Source organism: Larkinella punicea (assembly GCF_003334855.1).
Taxonomy (GTDB): domain Bacteria; phylum Bacteroidota; class Bacteroidia; order Cytophagales; family Spirosomataceae; genus Larkinella; species Larkinella punicea.
This window is the reverse complement of record NZ_QOWE01000003.1, coordinates 286,753-312,940: the sequence shown is the minus strand read 5'-3', so window position 1 is coordinate 312,940 and position 26,188 is coordinate 286,753. Positions and strand designations below refer to the sequence as shown.

General features: G+C 52.0%; 22 protein-coding genes and 1 other RNA gene. 6 read left to right on the top strand and 17 right to left on the bottom strand.

Features of this window, described 5'->3' with window-relative positions:
* Window positions 1-15: 15 nt before the first annotated feature.
* The 3 genes from DUE52_RS04915 to DUE52_RS04905 form a co-directional block, all read right to left on the bottom strand.
* Window positions 16-1,008 carry an aldo/keto reductase gene (locus DUE52_RS04915; protein WP_114404844.1) on the bottom strand — a complete coding sequence of 331 codons (993 nt, stop codon included), beginning with the start codon at window positions 1,006-1,008 and terminating at the stop codon, window positions 16-18.
* A gap of 107 nt (window positions 1,009-1,115) precedes the next feature.
* The gene (locus DUE52_RS04910; RefSeq protein WP_114404843.1) at window positions 1,116-1,997 is read right to left on the bottom strand and encodes a 1-aminocyclopropane-1-carboxylate deaminase/D-cysteine desulfhydrase; all 882 of its coding nucleotides are present in this window, start codon (window positions 1,995-1,997) and stop codon (window positions 1,116-1,118) included.
* A 6-nt stretch (window positions 1,998-2,003) separates the two neighbouring features.
* Complete coding sequence (locus tag DUE52_RS04905; RefSeq protein ID WP_114404842.1) at window positions 2,004-2,453, bottom strand: hypothetical protein; 450 nt, start codon at window positions 2,451-2,453, stop codon at window positions 2,004-2,006.
* Between the two features lie 122 nt (window positions 2,454-2,575).
* Between DUE52_RS04905 and DUE52_RS04900 the strand changes: the two genes are divergently transcribed.
* The 3 genes from DUE52_RS04900 to DUE52_RS04890 all read left to right on the top strand — a co-directional run bounded on the left by DUE52_RS04900 (window position 2,576) and on the right by DUE52_RS04890 (window position 6,513).
* Complete coding sequence (locus DUE52_RS04900; RefSeq protein WP_374755890.1) at window positions 2,576-3,634, top strand: RluA family pseudouridine synthase; 1,059 nt, start codon at window positions 2,576-2,578, stop codon at window positions 3,632-3,634.
* Between the two features lie 171 nt (window positions 3,635-3,805).
* Window positions 3,806-4,255, top strand: a complete 450-nt coding sequence (locus tag DUE52_RS04895) for a GNAT family N-acetyltransferase (protein ID WP_114404841.1) — start codon at window positions 3,806-3,808, stop codon at window positions 4,253-4,255.
* A gap of 65 nt (window positions 4,256-4,320) precedes the next feature.
* Window positions 4,321-6,513: a transglycosylase domain-containing protein gene (locus tag DUE52_RS04890; protein WP_114404840.1), complete on the top strand. Its 2,193-nt coding sequence runs from the start codon at window positions 4,321-4,323 to the stop codon at window positions 6,511-6,513.
* Between the two features lie 21 nt (window positions 6,514-6,534).
* Here the strand turns inward: DUE52_RS04890 and trmD are convergent, their stop codons facing one another.
* The 10 genes from trmD to fabG all read right to left on the bottom strand — a co-directional run bounded on the left by trmD (window position 6,535) and on the right by fabG (window position 17,520).
* Window positions 6,535-7,209 carry a tRNA (guanosine(37)-N1)-methyltransferase TrmD gene (gene trmD / locus DUE52_RS04885; RefSeq protein WP_114404839.1) on the bottom strand — a complete coding sequence of 225 codons (675 nt, stop codon included), beginning with the start codon at window positions 7,207-7,209 and terminating at the stop codon, window positions 6,535-6,537.
* On the bottom strand, window positions 7,199-7,789 hold the full coding sequence (gene rimM / locus DUE52_RS04880; RefSeq protein WP_114404838.1) for a ribosome maturation factor RimM: 591 nt from the start codon (window positions 7,787-7,789) through the stop codon (window positions 7,199-7,201). Before rimM ends, trmD begins: the two co-directional genes overlap by 11 nt.
* A 122-nt stretch (window positions 7,790-7,911) precedes the next feature.
* Window positions 7,912-8,643: a 30S ribosomal protein S16 gene (locus DUE52_RS04875; RefSeq protein WP_114404837.1), complete on the bottom strand. Its 732-nt coding sequence runs from the start codon at window positions 8,641-8,643 to the stop codon at window positions 7,912-7,914.
* Window positions 8,644-8,929: 286 nt separating this feature from the next.
* Complete coding sequence (locus DUE52_RS04870; RefSeq protein ID WP_229312067.1) at window positions 8,930-10,477, bottom strand: OmpA family protein; 1,548 nt, start codon at window positions 10,475-10,477, stop codon at window positions 8,930-8,932.
* 108 nt (window positions 10,478-10,585) lie between these two features.
* An RNA gene (gene rnpB / locus DUE52_RS04865) (RNase P RNA component class A) lies at window positions 10,586-11,040 on the bottom strand.
* A gap of 125 nt (window positions 11,041-11,165) precedes the next feature.
* Window positions 11,166-12,566 (bottom strand): DUF4403 family protein, encoded by a 1,401-nt coding sequence (locus DUE52_RS04860; protein WP_310587776.1) that lies wholly within the window; start codon window positions 12,564-12,566, stop codon window positions 11,166-11,168.
* Window positions 12,567-12,582: 16 nt separating this feature from the next.
* Complete coding sequence (locus DUE52_RS04855; RefSeq protein ID WP_114404835.1) at window positions 12,583-13,596, bottom strand: Smr/MutS family protein; 1,014 nt, start codon at window positions 13,594-13,596, stop codon at window positions 12,583-12,585.
* A 15-nt stretch (window positions 13,597-13,611) separates the two neighbouring features.
* Window positions 13,612-14,535 carry a DUF2279 domain-containing protein gene (locus tag DUE52_RS04850; RefSeq protein ID WP_229312066.1) on the bottom strand — a complete coding sequence of 308 codons (924 nt, stop codon included), beginning with the start codon at window positions 14,533-14,535 and terminating at the stop codon, window positions 13,612-13,614.
* Between the two features lie 49 nt (window positions 14,536-14,584).
* Window positions 14,585-16,669 carry a vWA domain-containing protein gene (locus DUE52_RS04845; protein WP_114404833.1) on the bottom strand — a complete coding sequence of 695 codons (2,085 nt, stop codon included), beginning with the start codon at window positions 16,667-16,669 and terminating at the stop codon, window positions 14,585-14,587.
* 104 nt (window positions 16,670-16,773) lie between these two features.
* Window positions 16,774-17,520 carry a 3-oxoacyl-[acyl-carrier-protein] reductase gene (fabG, locus tag DUE52_RS04840; protein ID WP_114404832.1) on the bottom strand — a complete coding sequence of 249 codons (747 nt, stop codon included), beginning with the start codon at window positions 17,518-17,520 and terminating at the stop codon, window positions 16,774-16,776.
* A 198-nt stretch (window positions 17,521-17,718) separates the two neighbouring features.
* Between fabG and DUE52_RS04835 the strand changes: the two genes are divergently transcribed.
* A complete protein-coding gene (locus DUE52_RS04835) occupies window positions 17,719-18,492 on the top strand; it encodes a phosphatidylinositol-specific phospholipase C/glycerophosphodiester phosphodiesterase family protein (protein WP_114404831.1) in 774 nt (257 codons plus the stop codon).
* A gap of 65 nt (window positions 18,493-18,557) precedes the next feature.
* On the opposite strand, the gene DUE52_RS04830 is transcribed toward DUE52_RS04835, so the two are convergent.
* Complete coding sequence (locus DUE52_RS04830; protein WP_133299763.1) at window positions 18,558-19,232, bottom strand: hypothetical protein; 675 nt, start codon at window positions 19,230-19,232, stop codon at window positions 18,558-18,560.
* Window positions 19,233-19,588: 356 nt separating this feature from the next.
* Here DUE52_RS04830 and DUE52_RS04825 point away from each other — a divergent pair, with 356 nt between their 5' ends.
* Window positions 19,589-20,512 (top strand): alpha/beta fold hydrolase, encoded by a 924-nt coding sequence (locus DUE52_RS04825; RefSeq protein WP_114404829.1) that lies wholly within the window; start codon window positions 19,589-19,591, stop codon window positions 20,510-20,512.
* A gap of 11 nt (window positions 20,513-20,523) precedes the next feature.
* Here the strand turns inward: DUE52_RS04825 and DUE52_RS04820 are convergent, their stop codons facing one another.
* From DUE52_RS04820 to DUE52_RS04810, 3 genes are all read right to left on the bottom strand, one after another.
* Window positions 20,524-21,633 carry a hypothetical protein gene (locus DUE52_RS04820; protein WP_114404828.1) on the bottom strand — a complete coding sequence of 370 codons (1,110 nt, stop codon included), beginning with the start codon at window positions 21,631-21,633 and terminating at the stop codon, window positions 20,524-20,526.
* Window positions 21,634-21,824: 191 nt separating this feature from the next.
* Window positions 21,825-24,353, bottom strand: coding sequence for an ATP-dependent Clp protease ATP-binding subunit (locus DUE52_RS04815; RefSeq protein WP_114404827.1), 2,529 nt, complete (start codon window positions 24,351-24,353; stop codon window positions 21,825-21,827).
* Between the two features lie 65 nt (window positions 24,354-24,418).
* Window positions 24,419-25,072: a WbqC family protein gene (locus DUE52_RS04810; protein ID WP_114404939.1), complete on the bottom strand. Its 654-nt coding sequence runs from the start codon at window positions 25,070-25,072 to the stop codon at window positions 24,419-24,421.
* A gap of 115 nt (window positions 25,073-25,187) precedes the next feature.
* Between DUE52_RS04810 and DUE52_RS04805 the strand changes: the two genes are divergently transcribed.
* Window positions 25,188-26,063, top strand: coding sequence for a lysophospholipid acyltransferase family protein (locus tag DUE52_RS04805; RefSeq protein WP_114404826.1), 876 nt, complete (start codon window positions 25,188-25,190; stop codon window positions 26,061-26,063).
* Window positions 26,064-26,188: the final 125 nt, after the last annotated feature.

Below are 26,188 nucleotides of genomic sequence, written 5' to 3'. Positions count from 1 at the left end.
CGACCGCTGACAGGGTTACACCAACACGACCGCTTCCAGTTGCTCGTTGATAAAAGCCGTCTCTTCCGCCGTCAGCCGGACGTCGATGGCTTTGGCGTTTTGAACCGCCTGTTCGGCATTCCGGGCACCCACGAGAGCGACGGTAATGCCGGGTCGGTCAATCGTCCAGCGAATCACCAACTGACTCAGGCTTACCTGCTTCTGTTCGGCCAGGGGAATGATTTTATCCAGGAAGGGCCACACCCGGTCGATGTTCCCATCTTTATAAGCCTTGTAATTGACCCGGTGATCTCCTTCGGCAAACTGGTGTCCCGGTTTGATTTTGCCCGCCAGCAAACCGCGTTCCAGCGGACTGTAAGCCAGAATCGACTTCCGGTTTTCGAGGCAATACGGTACCAGGTCGGCTTCAATTTCGCGCTTGACCATGCTATACGAAACCTGATTAGAAGCCAGTTTCAGCGTTTGTTCGGCCTCCTTCATCTGCTCGACACTGTAGTTGGAAACACCGGCCTGCCGGATTTTCCCCTGCTCGATCAGTCGGCTTACCGCTTCCATCGTTTCCGAAATCGGGGTGGTAACATCCGGCCAGTGAATCTGGTACAGGTCGATGTAATCCGTTTCGAGTCGTTTCAGACTGTCTTCACATTCTTTGATGATGCTTTCCTTAGCCGCGTATTTGTATACATCGATCGGCGTTCCGTCGTTGTTTTTCGTATGAAAAGCCAGTGTTCCTTTCGCCAGATCCCACCGCATCCCGTACTTGGTCAGAATCTGAACCCGATCGCGGGGAATGTCTTTGATGGCTTCCCCAACAATTTCTTCGCTCGTTCCCTGGCCATAAACCGGGGCCGTGTCGATGGACGTAACGCCCAGATCATACGCTGCCTGAATGGCTCCGACGGCTTCCTTGCGTTCCGTTCCGCCCCACATCCAGCCGCCAACCGCCCAGGCGCCAAAAGCAATGGCCGAAACCGTTACATCCGACTCGCCCAATTTCCGATATTCCATCTGTCTATTCTGAGTTGATTGATTTTCTTTAAAAGTGGACTGGCTGGTGATTTTACTGGTCTTCGTTTTCGTCCCAAAACTCGCACGACTACGCTGGAAAGTCAGTTTTATTCATCCAGCTTGTCACTTCTCCCCTGCAAACCGCCGGTGTGAATCGCGATGACTTTACTGTCTGGTAAAAAGTAGTTTTTTCGGGCCAGATCGTAAATACCGTACAGCATTTTTCCGGTATATACCTGCTCGATTCGCACGCCGGTTTTCTGTTCAAAACGGCGAATGAAGGTCAGCAATTCGGAGGTGGTTTTGGCATAACCGCCAAAATGATAGTCAATTTGCACGTTTCCGGGCTGGTTCAGGTCAGGAATGAAGCCTTTCAGAGCCGAGAAGCCCAACACCTTCAAGCCGTTCGGGGCCGATTGTTCCAGACCCGCCAGCGTTCCACCCGTGCCAACCGGGCAACAGACGTAGTCTGGTAAAGAATCGATTTGCTGCAAAACTTCCGGAATAATTTCCGCCGTTCCGCGCACGGCCAACACGTTGGTGCCGCCTTCCGGCAGGTCGTAGCAGGTACCGAAGCGTTGCCGAAGATCGTGCTGAAAAACCGCATCGCTCAGGTTCCGGAACTGCTGCCGGGTGACGAAATGAAGCAACATTCCCTGCGAACGGGCGAAGGCCAGCGTTGGGGTGTCGCGCTCCCGGTGGTCTTCCCCCCGGATGACGCCAATGGTCGAAAAACCGTATTCGCGACCGGCGGCCGCAACGGCATAAATGTGGTTGGAATAGGCCCCGCCGTAGGTTAATAGCGTTTGGTGACCCAACCGACGCGCTTCGGCAAGGTTATATTTGAGCTTGCGCCATTTGTTGCCCGACACCGCCGGATGTAACTCATCATCCCGCTTCAGATATAGCTGAATGGGCACCGCTTCCGGAAAAGGGTTTGGCAGAAATTGCAGTCGGGAAAAATCAGAAACCGCCGACAAGTCGTTCACGTCCGTTTATTTCCCGTCGCCCTGTTTTTTCGCGAAAACCGATCCGGCATACCCGTTATGTCCATTGATGGAATAGCGAAGAACCAGGGTTTCGTCGATGAGTTCCCCCTCGCCGGAGACGGTATACTTGTCGCCTAAATAGTTGGTAAAAGCCTGGTCTAAAATCACCAGTTTGTTGTTTGTTACCGTCGCCTGAAGCGGTTCTTTGACCAGATTGGCCAGATTTTCGATGGTAAAAGTTTTCGCTTTTTCCGGATTTTTACGCAGTGTCAACAAATAACTTTCCTTCGGATCGGCTTCCTGCACGGTAAAAATACCGCCATACTCGATTTCCGGGACGACGACGGCATCGGGTTCGCAACTGGAAAGGGTCGTCAGTGCGAAGGGCAGAATGAGGGCAATTTTCAGACAGGTAGCCCGTAAAGGCCACATGCGGGGTGGGATATACGTTTTCATTTGTATCAGGTTGCAACACGCCGTTTTCCTTACGACGACACAAAAGTAACAAGGTCACGCGATATTTTAACAAAAACCAGTGACCGTTCGCTAAAACGTCTGATTCTTGGTACTTTTGTAAGATGTTACAACCTGAGACCATGGCCCAGCAGGATGAAGAACCGGTGCTTGCTGACCCGGATGAAGACGAACTTTACGAACATTTCCGCATCGTGGTCGACCCCGGCCAGAATCTGGTGCGAATCGACCGGTTTTTGACCGAACGATTGCCGAACGCGACCCGAACCAAAATTCAGAACGGAATTGATACGGAAGCGGTGAAGGTGAACGGCAATGCCATCAAGGCGAGTTATAAAATCAAACCGCAGGATGTCATCACGGTTTCGTTGCCCCATCCGCCCCGCGATACGGATATTCTGCCGGAAAACATTCCGCTGAACATCGTTTACGAAGACGATGAAGTGCTGGTGCTGAACAAACCGGCCGGCATGGTGGTGCATCCGGCGTATAGCAACTGGACCGGCACGCTGGTGAACGCCCTCGTGTATCATTTCCAGAACCTGCCCACTTCGCGCAACGGCAGCATCCGCCCCGGTCTGGTACACCGGATCGACAAGGACACCTCGGGTTTGATGGTCATTGCCAAAACCGAATACGCCATGACCCACCTCGGCCGGCAGTTTTTTGAGCATACCATCGAACGAACCTACAATGCCCTGGCCTGGGGCGAACTGAAAGAAAGCGAAGGCACCATCGACGGGAACATTGGCCGGAGTCTCCGCGACCGGAAAGTGCAGGCGGTTTTTCCCGACGGCAGTCAGGGCAAACGTGCCGTTACCCATTATAAAGTTCTAAAACCGCTGCATTACGTTTCGCTGGTGGAATGCAAGCTCGAAACCGGGCGAACCCACCAGATCCGGGCGCACATGCAGTATCTGGGCCATCCGCTTTTCAGCGATGCCACCTATGGCGGTGACCGTATTCTGCGCGGAAATGCCAACGGTTCCTACAAATCATTTGTTCAGAACTGTTTTGCCCTGATGCCCCGGCAGGCCCTCCACGCCAAATCGCTCGGTTTCGAACACCCCCGAACCCGCGAGTGGCTCCAGTTCGAGTCCGAACTACCGGATGATTTCCGGTCGGTGCTGGAGAAATGGGAAAAATACCTCGAAAACCGATGATTGGTTTTATATTTCGATATTCGGTGTTCGTTATTGTCTGTTCAAAATTCGTTATTCAATATTCATTATTCGATATTTAAACGTTGATAAAAAATATCGAATAATGAATATTGAATAACGAATTTTGAAAGCTAGAACTAACTCACTTAAAACATAATTTCGTTTCCCCGAATGACCATCCGCAAAGGTACCCCTGCCGATGTTCCGCAGTTGTTTGAACTGGTTCAGGAACTGGCCCTGTACGAAAAAGCACCGCATGAAGTGACCAACACGCCTGAACAGATGTTGAAAGACGGTTTTGGCGACAACCCGCTTTTCGGGGTGCTGGTGGCCGAAATCGAAAACAAGATTGTGGCCATGTCGTTGTATTATTACCGGTATTCGACCTGGAAAGGCAAACGGTTGTATCTGGAAGATATTATTGTCAACGAAAGCTTTCGGGGCCGGGGATTGGGCAAGGCTTTGTTCGATGCCACCATTGCAGAAGGCCGCAAAACGGATTGTACGGGCATGATGTGGCAGGTGCTTGACTGGAACGAGCCCGCCATTCAGTTTTACAAGCAATTTAACACCCGCTTCGATACCGGTTGGTGGAATTGCCACCTGGATTTTGATAAATAGCCGTAACTTCGCACCACACCATGAAAGTGCCGGAATGCCTTTTCGGACCACTTTACTAGCTTACAATGCAAGTCAATAAAAAACGTATACTGATTATTTCAGGCTGGGTGCTGCTGGGATTTGTTGTTCTGGGAGCCATTGGAGCCGGTATTATCTACACCAAACGGGAAGCGCTGCTGAAAGAAGGGCTGGCCAGAGGCATCCGGAAAGCGAAGCGGGACTATAACCTGACCGTAACCATTGGCAAAGCTCAATTTACGGGCCTGTCAACTGTAGCCTTTTCCAATGTTACCGTCGTTCCGGCATCGCGCGACAGTCTGCTGCGGGTCGGCAAAACGGAAGTTGGGGTCAGCATCTGGCCGCTTTTGTTCGGCCGGGTAGCGGTTTCATCCCTCACGCTACAAAATGGCCTCGCCCATATCGTCCGGCGGGATAGCACCTCCAACATCGACTTCCTGCTCAAATCGCAAAAGAAAGATTCCACCGCTTCAGTCAGCGACAAAGAAACCAGTACGCGCCGGGTCGATCTGGCGGACGTGGCCGAAAACCTGGTCGATAACCTGCTGGCCAAGATTCCGGACAACATGGACATTCAGAATCTGGAACTCCGGCTGACCGACGATGACCGTCAACTTAGCTTTCTGACGGAAACGGCCACCATTGACGACGAAGAACTGACATCGACCATTCGGATCAACGGCAACGAGTCGGTCTGGCACCTGATGGGCACCGTGGCCGCTTCCGATCAGGAAGCCAGCGTGGCCCTCTACGCCGATGGAAAACCGCTCGAATTACCGTACCTGGAACAACGCTTCAAGTTGAAGCTACAAGCCGATACGCTGCGGGCCGAACTCCGCGATGTGGCCAGTTCCGGCGGTGAGTTCAAGATTGAAGGTGCCGGAGCCGTCCGGAATCTGCGCATCAATCACCCGGCTGTGGCGCTGGGCGACGTGGTGGTGGAACGGGCCGCGATGGACGCCAATCTGTTTTTTGGGGAGAATTACATCGGCATCGACAGTTCCTCTACCATTTATCTCGGAAAAGCCAAAGCCCGGCCGTTCATCAAATACACGGTTTCGCCCGTCAAAATCTACGACGTTCAGATCCACACCGATCCGCTTGACGCGCAGGATCTGTTCGATGCCTTTCCGCAGGGTCTTTTTGAATCGCTGGAAGGCATGAAGGTTGCCGGTAAACTGAAATATGATGCGGTGCTGCACCTCGACAGCTCTCTCCCCGATTCGGTGCAGTTCAACTCCAGCCTCACCCCGGATCAATTCAAGATTCTGCAATTTGGGAAGGAAGATTTCAGTCGGGTCAACAAACCGTTTGAACACGAGGTCTACGAAAAAGACAAGCTGGTGCGCAAGTTCATCGTTGGCCCTGCCAACCCGGATTTTACGCCCCTCAACGCCATTTCGCCCAACCTGCGCAACGCCATTCTGACGGCGGAGGATTACAACTTTTTTACCCACAATGGCTTTAACGAAAAGGCGTTTCGAGTGTCGCTGGCGACCAACTTCAAAGCCAAAAAGTTCAAACGCGGGGCCAGTACCATTTCGATGCAGTTTGTGAAGAATGCGTTTTTGAATCGAAATAAAACGCTTTCCCGGAAAGCCGAAGAAATTCTGATCGTGTGGCTCATTGAAAACCAGCGCATTATCAGTAAAGAACGGATGTATGAGATTTATCTCAACTTCATCGAGTGGGGTCGAAACATCTACGGAATCGGGGAAGCATCGCGGTATTATTTTGCCAAAAGCCCGTCCAATCTCGACATTGGAGAAAGCATTCTTTTATCGTATGTCGTTCCTTCACCGAAAGCGACCCTAAGCCGGTTTTATCCGGATGGGTCCGTCAAAACGTATTTGCGGGGCTATTTCAGGCTGATTGGGCGGATCATGGCTTCGCGGGGATTGACGCCCTATGACACAACGGCGTATGGATTCTATGGCGTGCGACTGCGGGAAGGGTTGCGGCAGGAAGTGGCACCGGTCGACTCCATCGAGATCGACTCGCTCATGATGCCGGAAGAAGAAACGGACGAAACGACCAATGGCATCAATGATTTCTTCCGCCGGGTTTTAGGACGCGACCGGGCGGAGCCTGAAGTGGTCACGCCCGAGCAGGAACCCGCCAAGGGAGCTGCCGTTCAAACCGATTCGATTCCGAAATCGCGCCGGCAATTGCGCAAGGAACGGCGGGAACAACGGCGAAAGGAAAAAGAAGCCCAGGAAAACAATCCGCCGTCGCAGTGAGTCGACGGGTGTCGCCCGGTTTCAGGAAAGCAAATCCGGGCGACGCTGTTTGGTGCGCTCCAGGGCTTTTTCAAACCGCCATTCGTTGATCTTCGCTTCGTGGCCTGAGAGCAGCACGTCGGGCACGCTATGCCCTTCAAATTCGGCCGGGCGGGTATAAACGGGAGGAGCCAGCAAATCATCCTGAAAAGAATCCGTCAGGGCTGAAGTTTCATCATTCAGAACGCCGGGCAACAAGCGGATGATGGCATCGGAAATAACCGCAGCGGGGAGTTCGCCCCCCGACAGCACATAGTCCCCCACGCTGATTTCTTTGGTAATAAACAGTTCCCGAACCCGCTCATCGACGCCTTTGTAATGACCGCACAAAATGATCAGGTTTCGGGCTAACGAAAGCCGGTTGGCTGTTCGTTGTTCAAACCGCTCACCGTCGGGCGTGACATAAATTACTTCGTCGTAGGAACGTTCGGTTTGCAGGGCACGGATGCAGCGGGCAATGGGTTCGATGGACATCACCATGCCGGCTCCACCCCCAAACGCATAGTCATCGACCCGCCGGTGTTTGTCGAGCGTATAATCGCGCAGGTCGTGAACAACCACTTCCACAAAACCGCCCTGCTGGGCGCGTTGCAAAATGGAATGCGCAAAGAAACTGTCCAGCAACCGGGGCAGGCAGGTTAAAATATCAATCCTCATCGAGTGATTCCTCTTCGTCGTCGGCCTCTGTTCTCTTCCCGATTTTAGCGGATGGTTCTTCCAGGTAAATATCGACCAGGCCATCCGGCAGTCGAACGTGCAGGATTTTGTGTACTTTATCCGCCGAGGGGGTCAGTTCGTCATTCACCGGAATCAGGACTTCCTTGCCCTGGTAATCCATCGAAATCAAATTCTGGGGCGCCACATTATACACGGTACGAACCGTTCCGAGATCGCCCAGTTTTTCGTCCCGAACCAGAAACCCGACAATTTCGTGGAAATAAAACTGCCCTTCGTCCAGTTCGTCCAGGTTATCGAGGGGTAAAAACAAGTCACAGTTCACCAGCTTCTGCGCTTCCTCAATCGTCTCCACGCCTTCCAGTGCCACAATGCCCCGGTTGCGGTTCACCGAAATCGACTCGATAAAATACGGAACCAGATCCCCTTTCACTTCGATCAGAACCGAGTCCATTTCGGCATAGAGTTCCGGCATATCGACATCGAGAAAGAACACCAGTTCGCCCCGCACGCCGTGCGTTTTCGTTATTTTTCCTAATTGAAAACAATCGTCTTTGGTCACGACTTACAACATTTTGCATCCCGCCGATGATTCGGGATAGGTCTATATAAAACAACAACTGACAGAATTCCATTTCAAGAAACAGACTTCCATCAGTTGTTAACTCAATTTCTTACGAAATACTAAGCCTTTGCTTCACCCTCATCAGCGGGTTTTTCGTCGGCGGCTGGTGCTTCAGCAACCGGTGCTTCGGCGGGAGCCTCAGCAGCAGGGGCTTCAACAACCGGTGCGGCTTCAGCGGCTGGTTCTTCAGCAACCGGAGCGGTTTCGGCAACAGGTGCTTCTACCGGAGCGGCTACGGGTTCAGCGGCAGGTGCTTCAACGGCTGCTTCCGCAACGGGTGCTTCCACTTCGGCTTCTTCAACCACTTCCGGTGCCTCAACAACGGGTTCTTCAACCACGTTTTTCTTGGCAATAGCCAGCGCACGCGCTTCGTTCACTTTTTTCTCAGCTTCCAGACGCGCCTTTTTGGCATCGGCTTTCAGTTGGGATTTGGTGTCGGCACTGCCCTGTTTCCGGCCTTCTTTACCTTCTTTCCAGTCTTCGAACTTCGCATCAGCCTGTTCTTGCGAGATGGCGCCTTTGATCACACCTACTTGCAGGTGTTTTTTCAACATCACGCCTTCGTGCGACAATATTGAACGAGCCGTGTCGGTTGGTTGTGCCCCTTTCATCAGCCAATCTACAGCCCGGTCACTTTTCAGGACCACGGTTGCAGGGTCGGTGTTCGGGTTGTACGAACCGATTTTTTCAATAAAGCTACCATCACGTGGTGCTCTGGCATCGGCTATAACGATGTCGTAGATAGCCAGTTTTTTGCGTCCCCGACGCGATAAACGGATTTTAACTGCCATTTTATTGGTTTGTTTTCTGAGGGATACGGTTGGCTCACAAAAGTGAGGCCGTCCTTCAGTAGAATTAGGGTGCAAAGGTACTGATTTTTCTTGAAATCGCTGAATAATGAAGGGAAGCGATCAGGATTTTTTCTGGTAAACGTCAATTTGCCCCCAACCCCCTGAAGGGGGCTAAAAAATTCCGAATGTGTGAGCCCCCTTCAGGGGGTTGGGGGCAAAACTCAAACCGCTATAAACAACAAAACCCCGACGAACGCCGGGGTTCTGCATACAGGGTTGTCAATTGTTATCTCGGCTCTCTTGAGTCGAACCGTTGACCAGACTGGTACGGAGACCGGAGCATGTTCATCGGAACAATCTTGATTTCGACCCGACGGTTTCGCTGGAGATTATCCCCGGATGTGTTTGGCGCAATCGGTCGGTACTCACCGTAGTATTCGACCGTCACCCGGCTCGGGTCGGTTAAACCGGCACGGGTCAAATACCGCTTGGCGGCATCCACCCGGCGCTTGGACAGTTGAATGTTGTAACCGTAAGAAGCCCGGTAATCGGCGTGTCCAACGAGGATGATACCGCAGTTGGTTTTCAGGTTCAACAGTTCAACCACCTTCTTCATGATGTCCTGCGAAGCCGGCCGAATCGTGGCTTTATCGGTATCGAATTCGATGTTACTAAACAAGGCTTCGCATTCCGGGGCGAATTTACCGCGCAGAATCGAGCTGATGATGCTGTCCAGGTTCATGGCAACCCCGGCACCAGATACAATGCTACCGGCTGGCGTAGCGGGTTCTTTGTCAAACAGGTCGGCAACACCGTCGTTATCCGTATCCGTATACAAACGGGGATCGACCGGTTTTGGCATGTTGGCCTTGGCAATCGAATCCGCGTCGTTCATCGTTGGGTTGTAAGGCTCTTTCAGCAGATCTTTCGGATCGGCCCAACGCAGGTGATAACGGCCTTTGGCAGGGTCATAAACACCATCTTTTCCAACCCGAACCGCATCTTTCCCAATCTTGTAGGTCAGTGACAGGCCCAGACCAGCCCATTTGTCCAAACCGGAGTCACCCCGTCTCCAGCCGTATACGTTACCGGCTTTCGAGTTATCAACTCCTCCAACGGTCATATCCAGTTTCTCGGTATTGACCATATACAACGTTGCATCCAGGCCAATGTCCAGCCGCGACGTCAGTTCATAATGCAGAGCCGACCCCAGCGGGAAAACGAACTCACGGGTATAAACGGAACCGTCACTTTCCCATTTTCCCTGGGTAACCGAACTGTAGTCGCGCCGGTCGTTGCTATACCGGATCATTTCGCCCGTGGTCAGGTCATACACCCGGGTGTCGAACCACATCAAACCGGCTCCGGCGTGCAGATCCCATTTCCAGCGTTTCAGCTTGCGGGTTCCAAACAGGAGTGATTTCATGTTGACGTTGGCGTTCAGTGTTCCCTGTAGGAAGTTTGAACGGAACGAGGCATTGTAGAGTGACTGTTTCGAACCCCGCAGCGAGCCGATGTGGAAATCGGCAGAGGCCCCAAAAAGATGGCTAAGCTGTTTGTTGATCGACACGCCAAGCGCACCGGTGGTTTTGGTGTTGGGCCCTTTTTGCGGGAATCCTTTGTAAAAACCGTAATTGTCCAGGTCGCCAAAGAAACGGGTGAGCGCAGGTGTGACGGTCACTGACCAGGTATTCATTTTGTAGTCGCCTTCGTAGGAGCGATTACGGTTCGATGTTCCGGCCGAGGAACGGGTGGTGGTGTCAGTTTGGGCATACCCGACAGCCTGCGTCAGTAACAGAAGCGTCAGAGAAGCGAAAATGGAAATTTTCTTCATGAGAACTCAGGTTTAATTCATAAGCCTTTAACGTAGAACAATCGCTCGGCAAGCCGGCGCTACGGCGGACCGTTTAAAAACTACTCTTTTTCATTATTCGGCAACTTTCCGCGAAGTAAATCTATAAGCCGGATTCTGTCTCCGATCAGATTGCCGAAACAACCCTGCTCGGGTTCTTATCATTTATCTCGATTCCGGATCACTCCGAAACTCTATCGATCTACCCGCATCAGCATCATTCCGACCGGGGTCGAAACTACGGGAACGAGTCGCCCCCATTCTGATGCCTATTTGATCTTTCAGCCCATAAGGTTTACCCTGCCCCGGCTGTCACCAGCCGGGCGGTGGGCTCTTACCCCACCTTTTCACCCTTACCGTCGATTCGTTTAGAAACTAAACGCAGCGCCGGCGGTTCGTTTTCTGTGGCACTTTCTGTCAAACGGCCGTCAGCGCGAGCGCCTTCTGCCACCTGCCTTCCCGTTAGGAAGTATGGTACTCTGTGCTGTCCGGACTTTCCTCCCCGGTTCGGTAAACCGTTCCGGAGCGATAAGACAATTTACCTCGCGTTGGTTGCCATTCCGTGATTACCGCAAATCTATAAATACTTAGGTTCTTTAAAAACCTGGTATCGAAAAACTGCAAATTTTTCGAGCCTATTGCCAAAAAAGATGCATCAATCCGGGTTTAACTATAATCCTTCGACCTTCAAATTGATTCGACCGGACGCATATACGACCGCCAGCATCGACTCCTGTGTCAAGTAAACCTGATCCGGCGATACTTGTTCGAGCTTCCCGTTGATAATAACTCCCTTTGTGATTTGATTGTTCGTTAATCGGGCCTGAAGCGACTTTCTGGCTTCATCAATTTGACTGCCGACCGGAATCGTCAGTTGTTTTTCCAACGTGCGTGCAAAGCTACCCTGTAATAACCAACTCGCCGTTTTATACAGGATATTTTTTGTATCCAGGTCATAATGCAGGTCCCGCAACGAGATCGTCCGGGTCTTCTGGTCATAAAAAGGCTGTCCCCGCAGATAAATAGCACCGTTGATGCTGCCTTCCAGCGTGGCCTTGATGATCAGATTGTTATTCTGTCCGTATAAATCGATCCCCCGAATTGTAATCTTGTAACGTCCGTCGCGAAATTCGTAGGACTGCCCTACAAATTCGTCCGAAACCACCTTCGCTGCTTCGGCGTAGGTCGCTTCGCTGAGCAAACCGATGCGAAATTGATCGGGGATTTCTTTTGAGACGATTAATTCCGGAATAGTAACTGCCGGGCGGACGTCGGGTCTGGCTCCGGTCTGGGTCAAGGTATACCCTTCGATGCCAATTGTCGACCGAATGGCTCCTTTTTCAAACCGAAAAGGCGTGATCAGAATGCGTTTGGGAACGACCAGCAACCAGGTGCGGTATTTTTCGGAAACCAGGTAGGGCTGTCGGATGGTGTTCCAGGCCGTCAGCACCGGCGTTCGCAGATCGATTTGCTTATGAATTTGTTCATCGAGTGCTTTGGTGATCTTACCCAGATTTTTGTCGATGAGCCGTCCCACGATGCTGGTGACCGGAACGTCAATCCCCGCAATTTTTAAGGCCGGTTTTTTTACCCAGTCGTAGCCCTGAGCGGTGGTTTGGGTGCTGGCCGTCCAGTTTTTGTCGATGGAAAACCGGGTGGCAAATTTGAGGTTTAGTTCGAATTCCGTCTCCTGGTATTTTGTAAAACCCAGTACGGACATGCCGGCTTTGGCCCAGATTTTCAGCGGAACCTGAAAGAAAAAGAGGCTGTCCTGCGCCGTCACCTGGATGGGAGCCCGCTTCCAGACTTTGGTCATAAACTGATCGTCGTCGTTGTCGGTCAGGCTGTTGTCTTCATACACCAGGCCGTTTACCTGACTGTTGATCTGCCGCTCGACGTCGGTCAGCGCAATGGATACAGGAATATTTACAGTCGATAAAAACTTGTCGTTCTGTACCTCCATTTTGGTTACCGAATAGGCGGCTTTCGGCGGCTTCGGATTTGTCGTAGCGGTGTGTTTGCAAGCCTGTACTGCCAGAAAAACCAGCAGTAGACTCAGGAATCGGGTCAATGTAGTAAAAATTATTTTATTTAATCTTAACCTTGGTCGCACCGTAGCCAAATTTTTCCTTCTGAGCATCTTCAAAATAGGCAACGCCGGGGTATTTGCCCAGCCGCCGGTGGAGTTCGTTTCGCAGAACACCATTGCCAACCCCGTGAATAAACGTAATGTCGTCCATGCCGCTGGCAATCGCTTTTTCCAGGTTTTTCTCGAACTCCTGAAGCTGAACTTCCAGCAACTCGGCATTGGTTCGGCTCCCGAATCCATTGGGCAGCAGTTTATCAATGTGCAGGTCGATGATCGACGACGGCCGTACCAACTTAGCCGGTTCTTTGGCCGACAGTTCTTTTTTTCCGGTATTTCCCATCAAACTTTCGCGCAGGGCTGTGGCATCCAGCGGTTTGGCGGCTTCCTTCGCAACCGGTTTTTCCTCCTCCACATCTTCCACATCGAGTTGAAAAACATGACCAGTCTGGTTCAACACCGGAATCGGGCCGCTGCTGGCCTGAAACGACTGCGTCCGGCACTTGAGTCGCCGGATCAACGGTTCGCGCAACGAAGCGGCACCGCGCCGGTGCCAAAGAGCCTGAATCAAAAAAGTCGGCCAGTTTTCGAAGGTGGCCAGCGCATACGGCTGGCCCAGTTTAAAAAAGGAGCGCGCTTTCAGTACTTCCGCATAGAGCCCCGAATAGCGGTTTTCGCGTTCTTCACCGATGGAAAAAGGCAGATCCCAGTCGGTATTGTTCACCAGATAGGCAACGACTATTTTCAGGTTACCGGGGCCGTTTTGTGGAACAAAAGCCAGGTAAATGCCTGCACTACTGATGATTTCGGGTTTCGCCGATTTTTGGGCTTCAATACCGGGAGCGGACTGAAACCGCGTTGATTCCAGAGCCGACACCACCACGATCTCCGACCGCAAAACCGGAATCCGGAAACCGTCTTCTATTTCAATTTCTACCTGATTGCCGGGCAGGAAGCGCGTAACGACCCCCTGTTCCTTCGCCCGCAACATGCGCACTTTGTCACCAATATTCATAGTTAATGTACTCTACTAAAAGTATAACGCATGAAACTGAAAACCGTTCCGACCGTTGTATTCCAGCGTCGGTGCGGGCATTTTCAGCGTATTCAACAAAAAGAACAACGTTTTCAAGCCTTTTTTTCGGGTCGGTATCCGGGTGAAATCAATGTCCAGCGACAGGTAATACTGCCGGTAGGGCCGGTACCCAAGCTCGATGCTTTTCGATGTTTCGGCCGCAACCATATCCTGAATTCCATACCCCACGGCAATATTCAGCCATTTGGGCAATTTTGAATCCCGCCGGGCAAAGGTCGACGGATTAATCGATAACCAATACGTTTGCCCGTTATAATCTTTCAGCCACCGCTCATTCCAGCTACTGCCCAGCAAATTCGGACGCACTTTTGCCAACGCGGTGTTGTGAAACGAAAATTTCGGCTGAATCCGCAGTTCACCCCAGGCCAGGTATTGTCCCGTATACAAAGCGGGGCCTGCCATGTTCGCAATCATGTCCCCCACCGAAAAACCGTATTCGGGCGAAAAACCGTCCAAAATTTCGATGGGCGTTTGAAAAACCAGACCGGTAATCCCGGCATAAATGGCGGCTTTCCGATCCGACAAACCCGCCCAACGGTACGCCTGTGCCGAAACCCGGGCAATCTGGTAGGCCGTCACCATGTGGCCCACCTTATCGATTTGCAGCCACTCCCGGTTGTCGTTAAAAAAATGAAAATTGGTCAGCGGGTTGTCATACCACGCCCGGCTCAGGCCGTAAATGGTACTCCCGTAGACGACGGTTTCGGCAATGAGCAAATTACGGAGCCGGCAGCGATAGCAGGGTTCAGCCGCCCGACTGGTCGTGTCCTGCGCGAAGGAAAAAGGGAGGAAGGGAGGAAGGGAGGAAAGGAGGAAAAACAGCAGAAAAATAGTTCGTATTCCTTTCCATTTCATCATCCTTTCTTCGCTTACTCTCCTTCCTTCCTCCTTGATTCCGTCCTTCTTATTAATACGCTCCATGATATTTCCGCAATCCCCACTCGGCACTGATCAGAATGACGATCAGGAAAAACAACCAGCGTAAATTAATAAGTTCGTTCAGTTCTTCATTGCTGCTCAGTCGTCCGGGTGGTTTGTTTTTTACCAGATCGTCTGCCAGCGATGCCAGCGTCGACGCGTTGTAGAAACGGCCACCGGTTTGCTGCGCCAACTGCCGGAGCATCATGTGGTCGGCGGTGGTGTTGATGGCTTCAAACTGCTGCTCCCGCACGATAAATTCGCCACTGGCGGTTTCCGTCCGGCCATTGAGTGAGGCCGTGGCCCGGAAGCGATAGACGCCCTCCGGCAAATTGCTCACCTCAAACCGGGAATTACTGCCGGTCGGTGTGTAGTTAAAACTCCGCGGAACCGCCCGCTCGTTGGTGATTTCCAGCCGAACCGGCCGGTCGAACAGTTTTTCGTAAATGTCGTTGTACATTTCGGTCTCGAACGTCACCTTCTCGCCCGCCAGAAATTCGTTCCGAATCGGATACACCCGCAGTTTCCGGCGGTCTTCCTTGATCGAAACCAGTTGCATCACTTTCTGGATCAGCTCGTCCACAACGGCCTGGTTATCGGTCAGGGCAAATTCTTCGAGACGCCATTCCCAGAATCCTTCCCCCGCCAGAACGGCGGCTTTGCGTGGCGTCGTGATGTTGATGGCCAGCAACGGTTTGCTCGTCCGAACACTTCCCACCTGCTGCCACAGCACCACTTCACTGCCCGGCGACAGCTTGTAATCGCCGAATGGAACCAGCATGGGCGGCAACCGATCCAGCAGGGTCAGTTTCTGCGCATCCAGATTCAGTTGACGGAAATCAGGATTAAACCGTCCGGTTACTTTGTCGGTTTGACCACCACCCGCCACCACCTGAACCACCGGATTCAGGCCATTGAACGATTGCAGGCCCGACTGAGTCCCTAGAATAAACAGCAGGGGTGTATTTTTTTGCATGACGCGCTGCACCACGGCGGCACCGGCGTTCTGGTTATCCGGCAATTGATGAAGAATCACCAGATCGTAGACCTTGTCCGGAATCTCGGCGGTTCCGCCGTTCAGAATGCGAATGTCTAGCTCGTAGTTCTGGTTTTTCTCAATAATGCTGCGCAGGGCTTTCACGTCCGGGTGCGGACTCAGGGCCAGCAACAGAATTTTCTCCTTGCCGTCGATGATGTCGATATACACATCCCGGCGGTTGTTGCGGGGGGTAAATTCACCGTCCTGGGGCAACACTTCGACGACGTAATGCTGCATGCCCTTCTGGTTCGAAAACGCCTGAAAAGTCAGTTGCTGAAAGGTTTCGGCCTGGCTGAAGTTGACGGTTTGCCGGCTCAGTTCCTTGCCGTTCTGCCGCAACACCACGGTTCCGCTGCGGCCCTGAAAACCGTAGCTGACCACATCGGCCTGAATCGGAAACTGGTTGCCGAGGTAGGCAATTTTATTGGCAACGGCGTCTTTCAGTTGTATATCGCGCTTCGAAATGGTGTCACCCACGCCCACAGTGTGCAGGGCAAAGTTATACCGCCCGAACGTTGGCGAAAGCCCCTGGTTGGCAATGCCGTCCGAAATCAGCACCACGTCGGTCAGGTTCCGGCCTTCGTAGGCATTTCGAATTCCGCCCAGCAGATTCGACAAATCGGTGGTTCGCTGGTTGAACGGAATCGTTTTCAGGTCACCGGCTACCAGGCTGTCTCCCAGCGTTTGCACCGACACGTCGATGTCGTCGCTCGTCAGCCGCTCGCGCAGTTGGTTGGCTGCTTCGAGGGCGCGGTCGAGCTGTGGCCTTCCGCCCACCATCATCGACTCCGAATTATCAATCGCCAGAACCACTTTGGGTTTTTCGGTGATGGTCTGCGTGCTGCGAATCAGTGGATTGAGCAGCAGAAAACACACGGTGCTGACCACCAGAAACCGGAACGCGGCCAGGGAGAGATTCATCCGCTGACTCCATCCGGAGTTCCGCTGGTACAACGCAAACGCATAGGCCGCCCCAACCGCCAGACACAGCAGTAACCACCAGGGAGACGATTGGAAATAAAGTTCGGAGCGCATCTTTCAGTTAAGAGTTAAGAGTTAAAAGTTAAGAGTTAAATAATATGTCAGTCAACCATTTGGGCGACCAACTCTTCATTCTTAACTCATAACTCTTAACTCATTTAAGTAAGCATTCCCCCGTCCACCTGCAGCACCTGTCCGGTGATGTAGCGGGACAAGTCGGAAGCCAGGAAAACGGCGCAGTCAGCGACTTCTTCCGGTTGTCCACCGCGCCGGAGCGGGATCGACTGCTTCCATTCTTCTACGGCTTTCTCGTTGATTTCGCCGGTCATTTCGGTTTCGATAAAACCGGGCGCAATGGCATTCGAACGAATGTTGCGGGAGCCCAGTTCCAGCGCGACCGACTTGGTAAATCCGATAATACCGGCTTTGGAAGCGGCATAATTGGCCTGACCGGCATTGCCCCGGATCCCGACCACGGAAGTCAGGTTGATGATGGAGCCTTTCTTGGCTTTCATCATCGGTTTGATCACGGCTTTGGTCAGGTTAAAGACCGACTTCAGATTAACGTTGATAACGACATCCCATTGTTCTTCGCTCATCCGCATCAGCAGGCCGTCGCGGGTAATGCCGGCATTGTTGACCACGGCATCAATGGTGCCAAAATCGGCTATGATCTGGTTCGCCAGTTCTTCGGCGGCTTTATAATCCGAAGCATCGGAACGATAGCCCTTTACCCTGACCCCAAAAGCCGCCAGTTCGGCTTCCAGTGCCTGCCCTTTTTCAACGCTGGAGAGATACGTAAACGCGATATCGGCGCCCTCCTGGGCAAACCGAATGGCAATGGCCCGACCGATGCCCCGGGAGGCTCCGGTTATCAATGCAACTTTTCCTTGAAGTAAACTCATGGAGTAAAATGTAAGTAACGAGGCTTTGTAAGATTGGCCGCAAAAATAGTAGTATATATTCGATCATCCGACTACTTTTGCCCGAAACGTTGCAAAGAGTCGCATCAGCGATTTATTTTCCACAGCAAACCGGAAAGAAAACCCAATTTCTGTTGCGAAACGAATCCCTGTCCCTTCACCGAACATTCTCTCATCATTATGGCAAGGTTTATATGTATCTGTTTGATCGTTTGTTGGAGTCAATGGAGTGTTGCCCAGAAAGTTCACGCTCATAACGATTACGAAAAACCGGAGCCGCTAACGGCCGCAATCCGCAGCCAGGCCGGTTCTATTGAAGCCGACGTTTTTCTGGTTGACGGTAAGTTAATGGTTGCCCACGATAAATCCCAAATTCAGCCGGGCCGCACACTGGATTCGCTGTATTTAAAGCCCATTGCCACCTTGTTTGGGCAAAACAAAAGCCGCCAGTCGGCCAATGGCTCGGTGAGCAAAGACCGGAAATACACGTTTCAGCTATTGATCGATCTGAAGGACAATGGCGTTGAAGCCATTGAGGAGTTGCAGAAAGCCGTGGCACCCTACCGTACCTGCTTCGACCGGGCCATGAATCCGATGGCCATTCAACTGGTGGTCAGCGGCAGCCGTCCGCCCATTGCCAACTGGATCGACTACCCCGCCTACATCCTGTTCGACGGACGGCCCAGCGAATTATACGACGATGAAACGATCAAACACGTCGCCCTTTTCAGCGACACCTTTCAAACCTATTCCCGCTGGAATGGCGAGGGAGAAATGCCGGACAAGGACCGGGAAACGCTGAAACGATTTATCAAACGGGCGCACGCTCAGGACAAACCCATCCGTTTCTGGGCCGCCCCCGACAATGCCAATTCCTGGAAACAACTGGCCAAGATTGGGGTCGATTACATCAATACCGACAAAGTGGAGGAGTGTGCCAAGGCCTTGAAGTAAACGATCACCAGAGAATAGTAGCAAAAAAACCGGTCAAGCCCCGGCAACTTGACCAGTTTTTTATTTCAATCAAGAACATAATTGATGGAAAAGCCCGGTTGCAGCGTTGCCGATGCTCCACCCGACCATTGATCCATTTTCTGGTCTTTCGGGTAAAAACTGCGATCAACGTAAATCCGTCCCAGCGTAGCTTCCACGATAAACCGATCACCCAAAAAATAGGCCAAACCGGCACTCGCTGCCAGGCCCGCCTTTTGGACGGAGCCATAGCCACCGTCCGGTTTGTTTCCGGAAATTTGGTAACTAAAATCGCCCCCAACAAAAGGCCGTAGCCGGTTATCAGAAATGTATTTTTTCAGATAAGGATTGAGTCCATAAGAAAACCCTGACCTCTCCTCCTGCCATCGGGCAACAATCGGAATCGAAACACCGAGTAAAAGATTCTTTTTAACAAACCATCCGACCGAAGGAGCGATCGAGAACTCCGTTGTTCGTTGTCCTTCCGGATAGGCTACGCCGGGCTTGGTGCCCTGGGTGAAGAAACCGAGTTGCCCTCCTAACACCCAACGCCCCTTTCCCGTTTGAGGAGCCTCGTATCCCTCTGGCCCATTTCTGGTCACACCAGTCAGAATGGTTAGACCAAGTCCAAAGCTGCTAAAATGAAGCGGAAATGAATTTGAACTGGCTGAAGCTTCCAGGCCAATCCGGTCGGTGAGGTAATAAGCGGCTCCTACCTGCACGTATGGCTGAATGAAAAAGGAATTTTCATCCGATCGGTTTGTAACGGCAGCATTGTAATCAACGATTCCGTAATGAATCGATAAACCGCCCCCCGCAAACACGCGCCATTGGTCTTTGCCCCAATACCGTCTTATAAATCCAGAAAGGCCCGGTCCAATCGACGTGGATTTGTACGAATTTTGTTGATTAGGCTCCGGGGAGATTATTTTGACCGAATTTTGACCGGTTTTCTACCCGGTTTTCTCCCGAATTTGCCAGTTGTCAACCCATAGCTACCCGTTATTCATTGGTTTTATATCCTTCGGCCACGGAGCACTATTTTTGTTCATTGAGGCACATCCTATCCCGAATTAATATGCAATCACCCCGCCGATCAACGTTTAAAAACCCAGCCGAAGCCACTTTTTTTCTGGAAGACTGGAACCAGCAGGTGGAAGCCCTGAACGGGTTTAGGTACGAGCGGATTACGGTTTCCACGTCGTTCGGCAACACCCGGATTTGGGCGGCCAATACGCATTTGCAGGACGCACCGACGATGGTCTTTTTTCCGGGTGCCCGGACCTGCGGCCTGTTCTGGGATCTGGACAATGCGTTGCAGCCTTTCCGCGAAACGTACCGGTATTTCCTTGTTGATGTCAATGGACAGCCCAGCCTGAGCGATGGGCAAAGTCCCGGCGTGAAATCGAACGACTATGGGATGTGGGCAACCGAACTGCTCGACGGGCTGGGTTTGAAGACAACGACCCTTGCAGGTGCTTCACTCGGCGGACTGATCTGTCTGAAGCTCTGCCTGGAATCCCCGGAACGGGTCAATAAGGCCATTCTGATCAATCCAGCAGGTATTCAGTCCTTTTCAACCTCAATCCGAAATCTCTACTACAACCTGCTGCCGATGGTGTTTCCGACACCGGGTAATTTGAACACGTTTCTGGATAAGGCCATTTTCTGTCCTCCAAACCACACGGTTCCGCGCGCTTATCGACAACTCGTCAGCGATTACCTCCTGTATGCGCTGGTGAACCACCGGTTTCGGGGCGACTATCCGGCTCCCCTCAGGAAAGAAGAGTTGCATCGGATCACCACGGATATTTACCTGATTCTGGGGGAAAACGACCCGCTCTTCCCGCCCGACACAACCATTCGGCTGGCCGAAGAGCACATTCTGACGCTACAGTGTAGCCAGATTTTACGCCAAACCGGCCACGGTATCGAAACGTCCAAAGAAGCGATTGATCTGTTGTATCAACTGGTGAGTAAAACCGTATGCAGCCCTTTTTAAACCACCGGTTTCTAAAAAACGTACTGAACCGTAAAAGCCGGTGAGGTGGTCACCTGCAACCCCTGTAGCCACAGCCCGTTTTTCAACTCGTTGTTTTGCGTCTGCTTGCTGACATTGAGATTCAGCAGGTTGGCTTCCGCAATGAAATTCTGCCCGATCAGATAGGCTAACCCGGCATTGAGTGTCCCCCCGGCGGTGTGGTTAATTTGTTCTTTCGGAAAAGGATCCTGCTTAAAAGAATAGGCGGAATACGTGAACGTCGCTCCGACATACGGACGAAGCCGGGTGTTAGACAGGTAGGCCCGAACGTAGGGCGCAAAGCCCAGGCTGGTTTCGCTGGTGGAGTTGGCTCCCTGGTTCTTGCTCCAGGTGATGGGAACCGAAAGACCTACTAAAAAATTATTGGCGACAAAAAAACCGAATGCCGGAGCGGCAATCAGGCTCTGGGATTCAAAAGTCCGAAGGTTTACGTCTTCTTTCGATCCCGAAAAAACCACACTCGCCCCGACCGTAAACCGCCCGGCGCGGGCCTGGGAGCCAACCGTCGGTGGCGTTGCCGCCTGAATCTCCCGTTCCGACCGCGTCCGACCGGTCATGTAAATCAATCCCGCTGTCAATCCGCTAAACGTAAAAGGGAAAATGGTGCTGTTGGTCGAGACCTCCATGCCCCAGCGGCCATCCAGAAAATAGACGCCCCCAATCTGGGTGAAGGGCGAAACCTGGTAGGTATTCGTGCGGTTTTCACTCCGGATGCTCGTTGTGGCATCATACACTTCCTGGCGGTACTGATCGAGACTGCCGCCGATGCCGCCCCCGGCATAAATTCGCCAGTTGTTGGTACCCCAATATTTTCGAACAAAAGCCGACAGGCCGCCCCTCGTATACTGCTGGTTGAGCGGAATGGTGTTTGCATTCACCTGTTTGTAATGGGAACCACTGACCGCCAGCCCCAGCATCCAGTTGCTTTGCAGAAAAACCCCGTGGTTGATGGAAAAATTGAGTTGAGGACTCCGCCGGGTATAACCGTTGGGGTAGTCGCCTGCGAGTTGGGTGGTATTGATTTGCAGATTACCGCTCCAGAGAGCCCGGCCTAGTTCTGTTTGGGCAAATGAGAGTTGCACGAAAAGAAGGCAAGAAGACAGAGTAGCTATGAATTTCATAAGAAGTTGAGTTACGGAAAGAATAGAGCAATAATAATACCGGTTCAACATTCCCAAACCAATCCGCTGCAATTCCCATCAACTTCCAAAAAAATAGGCTGAACTTGTGTCCAGCCTATTCGAAATCGTATCTTAATTGTTCTTAATTCGCCTTATTCAGTCACCTGCTCGTGCTTCTTCACGGTGATGGTCAGGTTTTCGCCGTTCTCTTCGTAGTCGGCCATGATCACATCGCCTTCCTTCAGATCGCCTTTCAGAATTTCTTCCGCGACGGGATCTTCCAGGAACTTCTGGATCGCCCGGCTTAACGGACGCGCACCGTATTGGGGGTCGTAGCCTTTTTCCGACAGGAAGTCTTTCGCTTTTTCCGTCAGTTCGACTTTGTAGCCCAGGCTTGTAACGCGACCAAGCAGTTTGCCCAGCATCAGGTCGATGATCTTGTGAATGTCTTCGCGTTGCAGCGAGTTGAACACGATCACATCGTCCAGACGGTTCAGGAATTCCGGCGAGAAGGCTTTCCGCAGCGCATTCTGAATTGTGCTCTTCATGATCTCGTCCTGGTTTTCGGACTTGCCACGGGTGGCAAAACCGATACCGGAACCGAAATCTTTCAGGTCACGAACCCCGATGTTCGACGTCATGATGATGATGGTGTTCCGGAAATCGACCCGGCGACCCAAACCATCCGTCAAAATACCGTCGTCGAGCACTTGCAGCAGAATGTTGAACACATCCGGGTGCGCTTTTTCGATCTCATCCAGCAGAACCACAGAGTACGGTTTCCGACGGATTTTTTCCGTCAACTGACCGCCTTCTTCGTAACCTACATAACCCGGAGGAGCTCCAACCAGCCGGCTTACGCTGAATTTCTCCATGTATTCCGACATATCGATCCGCACCAGCGCATCGTCTTTGTCGAAGAGGTAGGAAGCCAGCACTTTCGCCAGTTCCGTTTTACCAACCCCGGTTGGGCCGAGGAAGATGAACGAACCGATGGGTTTCTTGGGATCTTTCAACCCGACGCGCGTCCGCTGAATGGCTTTCACCAGTTTCTGAACCGCCTTGTCCTGACCAATCACGCGACCAGTCAATTGTTCGGCCATGTTCAGCAACTTGGCACCTTCGTTGGTGGCTACGCGGCTGGTCGGAATACCGGTCATCATGGCGACAACCTCAGCTACGTTTTCTTCCGAAACCGTATACCGTTTCTTTTTGGTTTCTTCTTCCCAGGCCAGTTTGGCGCGGTCCAGTTGGTCGATCAGGCGTTTTTCCTTATCGCGAAGCTGGGCGGCTTCTTCGTATTTCTGGCTTTTCACCACCTGGTTTTTCTCCTTCTTGATGTTCTCAATGCTGTCTTCCAGCCGCAGAATATCTTCGGGAACCGAGATGTTGGAGATGTGTACGCGGGCTCCCACTTCGTCCAGAACGTCGATGGCTTTGTCGGGCAGAAACCGGTCGGAGATGTACCGCTCCGACAGTTTAACAGCCGCTTCCACCGCTTCCTGGGTGTAGTTGACGTGGTGGTGGTCTTCGTACTTGTCCTTGATGTTGTTCAGGATCTCGATGGTTTCTTCAACCGAGGTCGCGTCGACCATCACGACCTGGAACCGACGGGCCAAAGCGCCGTCTTTCTCAATATACTGGCGGTATTCGTCCAGTGTGGTGGCCCCAATACATTGAATGTCGCCCCGCGCCAGAGCCGGTTTGAACATGTTGGAGGCATCGAGCGAGCCCGAAGCACCACCGGCACCGACAATGGTATGAAGCTCATCGATGAAAAGAATCACTTCCGGCGATTTTTCCAGTTCGTTCATGACCGCTTTCATGCGTTCTTCAAACTGACCGCGGTATTTGGTCCCGGCGACTAACGACGCCAGATCCAGGGTTACCACGCGTTTGCCAAACAGCACCCGCGATACTTTTTTCTGAACGATCCGCAGCGCCAGCCCTTCCGCAATGGCGGTTTTACCAACGCCGGGCTCACCAATCAAAATCGGGTTGTTCTTTTTCCGGCGGCTCAGAATCTGGGCGACGCGTTCAATTTCTTTTTCACGGCCAACAATCGGGTCTAATTTCCCCAATTCGGCGAGTTTGGTTAGGTCACGTCCGAAGTTATCCAAAACCGGCGTTCTCGACTTTTCAGACCCTTTCGGATCTTTTCCCGACCCGGAGCTGCTGCTACCGAACATGCCACGGTCGTTGTCGTCGTCGTCAGTTTCGGGGCCCATGTGCGGACGTGTACCGGAGGATTGATATTCCAGCATTTCCTTTATTACCTCGTAGTTGACATTAAATTTGTTCAAAATCTGGGTGGCCACATTGTCCTCATCACGAAGAATCGACAGGAGCAGGTGCTCGGTGCCAATCAGCGGACTCTTGAAGATTTTTGCTTCCAGGTACGTGATTTTGAGTACTTTTTCAGACTGACGGGTGAGTGGTATATTGGCCAGATTTTTGACATTGTTGGTTGCGGTTCCTTTGGTCGCCTGCTCGATCGTCACGCGCAGTTCGTCCAGAGAAATGCCCAATTTTTTCAATAACCCAACGGCTACCCCTTCGCCTTCCCGAATCATACCCAGCAGCAGATGCTCTGTACCAATGTAGTCGTGACCCAGACGCAGGGCTTCCTCTCTGCTGAGCGAGATAACTTCTTTAACTCGGTTCGAAAATTTAGCTTCCATTCGCTTAGGGTTGTATCGTACTTAGTTGCGTCTTTTCGTAGTAACGAAAAATTTTTCGGTATTGTTCACGGGTTGAGAGACTGCTTTAAGACGTCGGTGGCGGCTGTTCCCTGGCAGAAAATCAAATCCAGAATGCTAAGGTCAGGTACAAATACATTGCCAAAGTTCTGCTGGTACGAAACCGGGCGGTAAAACCTGCCATTTTGTGCATCGTTCCGGTCGGCAATTTGACCATGAGCATCCAGAACTCCGCTACCTGCCTGTTTTTCAAAAGCTTTCGTCATCAACAGCGTCTTTTGCCAGCGCAGCCATTTCAGACATAATGTCAGCAGTTCGAGATTCAGGTCAAACAGAAAGACCCATTTTCTGCGAAATACCGCTTCGAGTTCATCAGCATAATACTCAAAAAACGGAGCTTTGCTGTAAGCCGTTACCAAACATCGCCAGTGACGATCGGTCCAGGCTTGACGGTCATCGATCTGCACGTCACGAATCGATTGCTTGTGCGTACCATTGCGTACCGGAACCGTCAATCGGTCGATGCCATTTGCTGTCAGGACATAACACCGATTTCTGTAACTTTGCTTTCCATAATGTTCGGCTGCTTCCAGCCAAACGGTATCGAAGGGTAAGAGAGCGGTAAAATAGGTCAGGCTGGGCAGATAGTGCAATTCAATCCGAATTCCCTGACTTAGTTGACCAACGTGGTACTTTTCCAATATACTCGACGCGTTGATAGCACCAAATAAATGAATTTCGTATTGAACAAGCAAACGGTTTCGCAAAATTTTAATTTGGAGGTATGATTTTGCGGATCGGATTATCCATTTTCGAATGTCACTCTCTTTTTTTCGTTTCCTTTCCCGAGTCCCGATTACCGCCCTGTATGTGGTTTCTGACGTTTTATACTTTTTGCTGGCCTACGTTATCCGTTATCGCAAGACAGTGATCGATACGAATTTAAAACGCTCATTTCCTGAAAAATCTGATACGGAACGTCGCCAGATCGCTAAAAAATTTTACCGAAACTTCGCGGACGTTTTGGTGGAGACGTTCAAGTTGCCGGGCATGTCATCCGGCGAGTTACAAAAGCGGGTTCTTTTCACCAACAAGGAACTGGTGCAGGACAAACTGGCACAGGGGCAGGCGGTTCTGGTTATGGCATCGCACCAGTGCAACTGGGAATGGGCACCCTCTGCTTCCGTTGTGAATGGCATGCCCGCCGATGCGGTTTACAAAAGACTGGCCAATCCCGTTTCGGAGCGGTTGGTTCATTTCATTCGTTCGAGCTTCGGGGCCAAACCGGTGCCCATGAAAGCGCTGCTTCGTGAGATGGTGACCCGGCGGAACGACCCTCGGCTGATTGCCCTCGTCGCCGATCAGATTCCCGACCAGCCCGAGTACGGCTACTGGACGTCTTTCATGAACCAGGAAACGCCGTTTTATCCGGGCACGGAGCGACTGGCCCGGAGTTTTGGCTTGCCAGTTTTCTACATTGAAATGGAACGCGTCCGGCGGGGTTACTACGCCATGACATTCTATCCCATCGCCGAACCGCCATACCTGGCCTTACCGGAAGGAGAAATCCTGAACCGATACCGCGACCTCCTGGAAAAAACGCTCCGGAAAGCCCCCTCCGACTGGCTCTGGTCACACAAACGCTGGAAGCACCAACGCGACAAGTACGTGAAGACGCAGGTCAAGTGGTAGCAAAAATTCGGTGAAGCCTGAAAGGCTTACATCCATTAACCCCGGGCATCGCCCGGGGCTGCCAGAATAATAGCCTCCCGCAGACCAGCAAAGCCTGAAAGGCTTGCATCCATTAACTCCGGGCA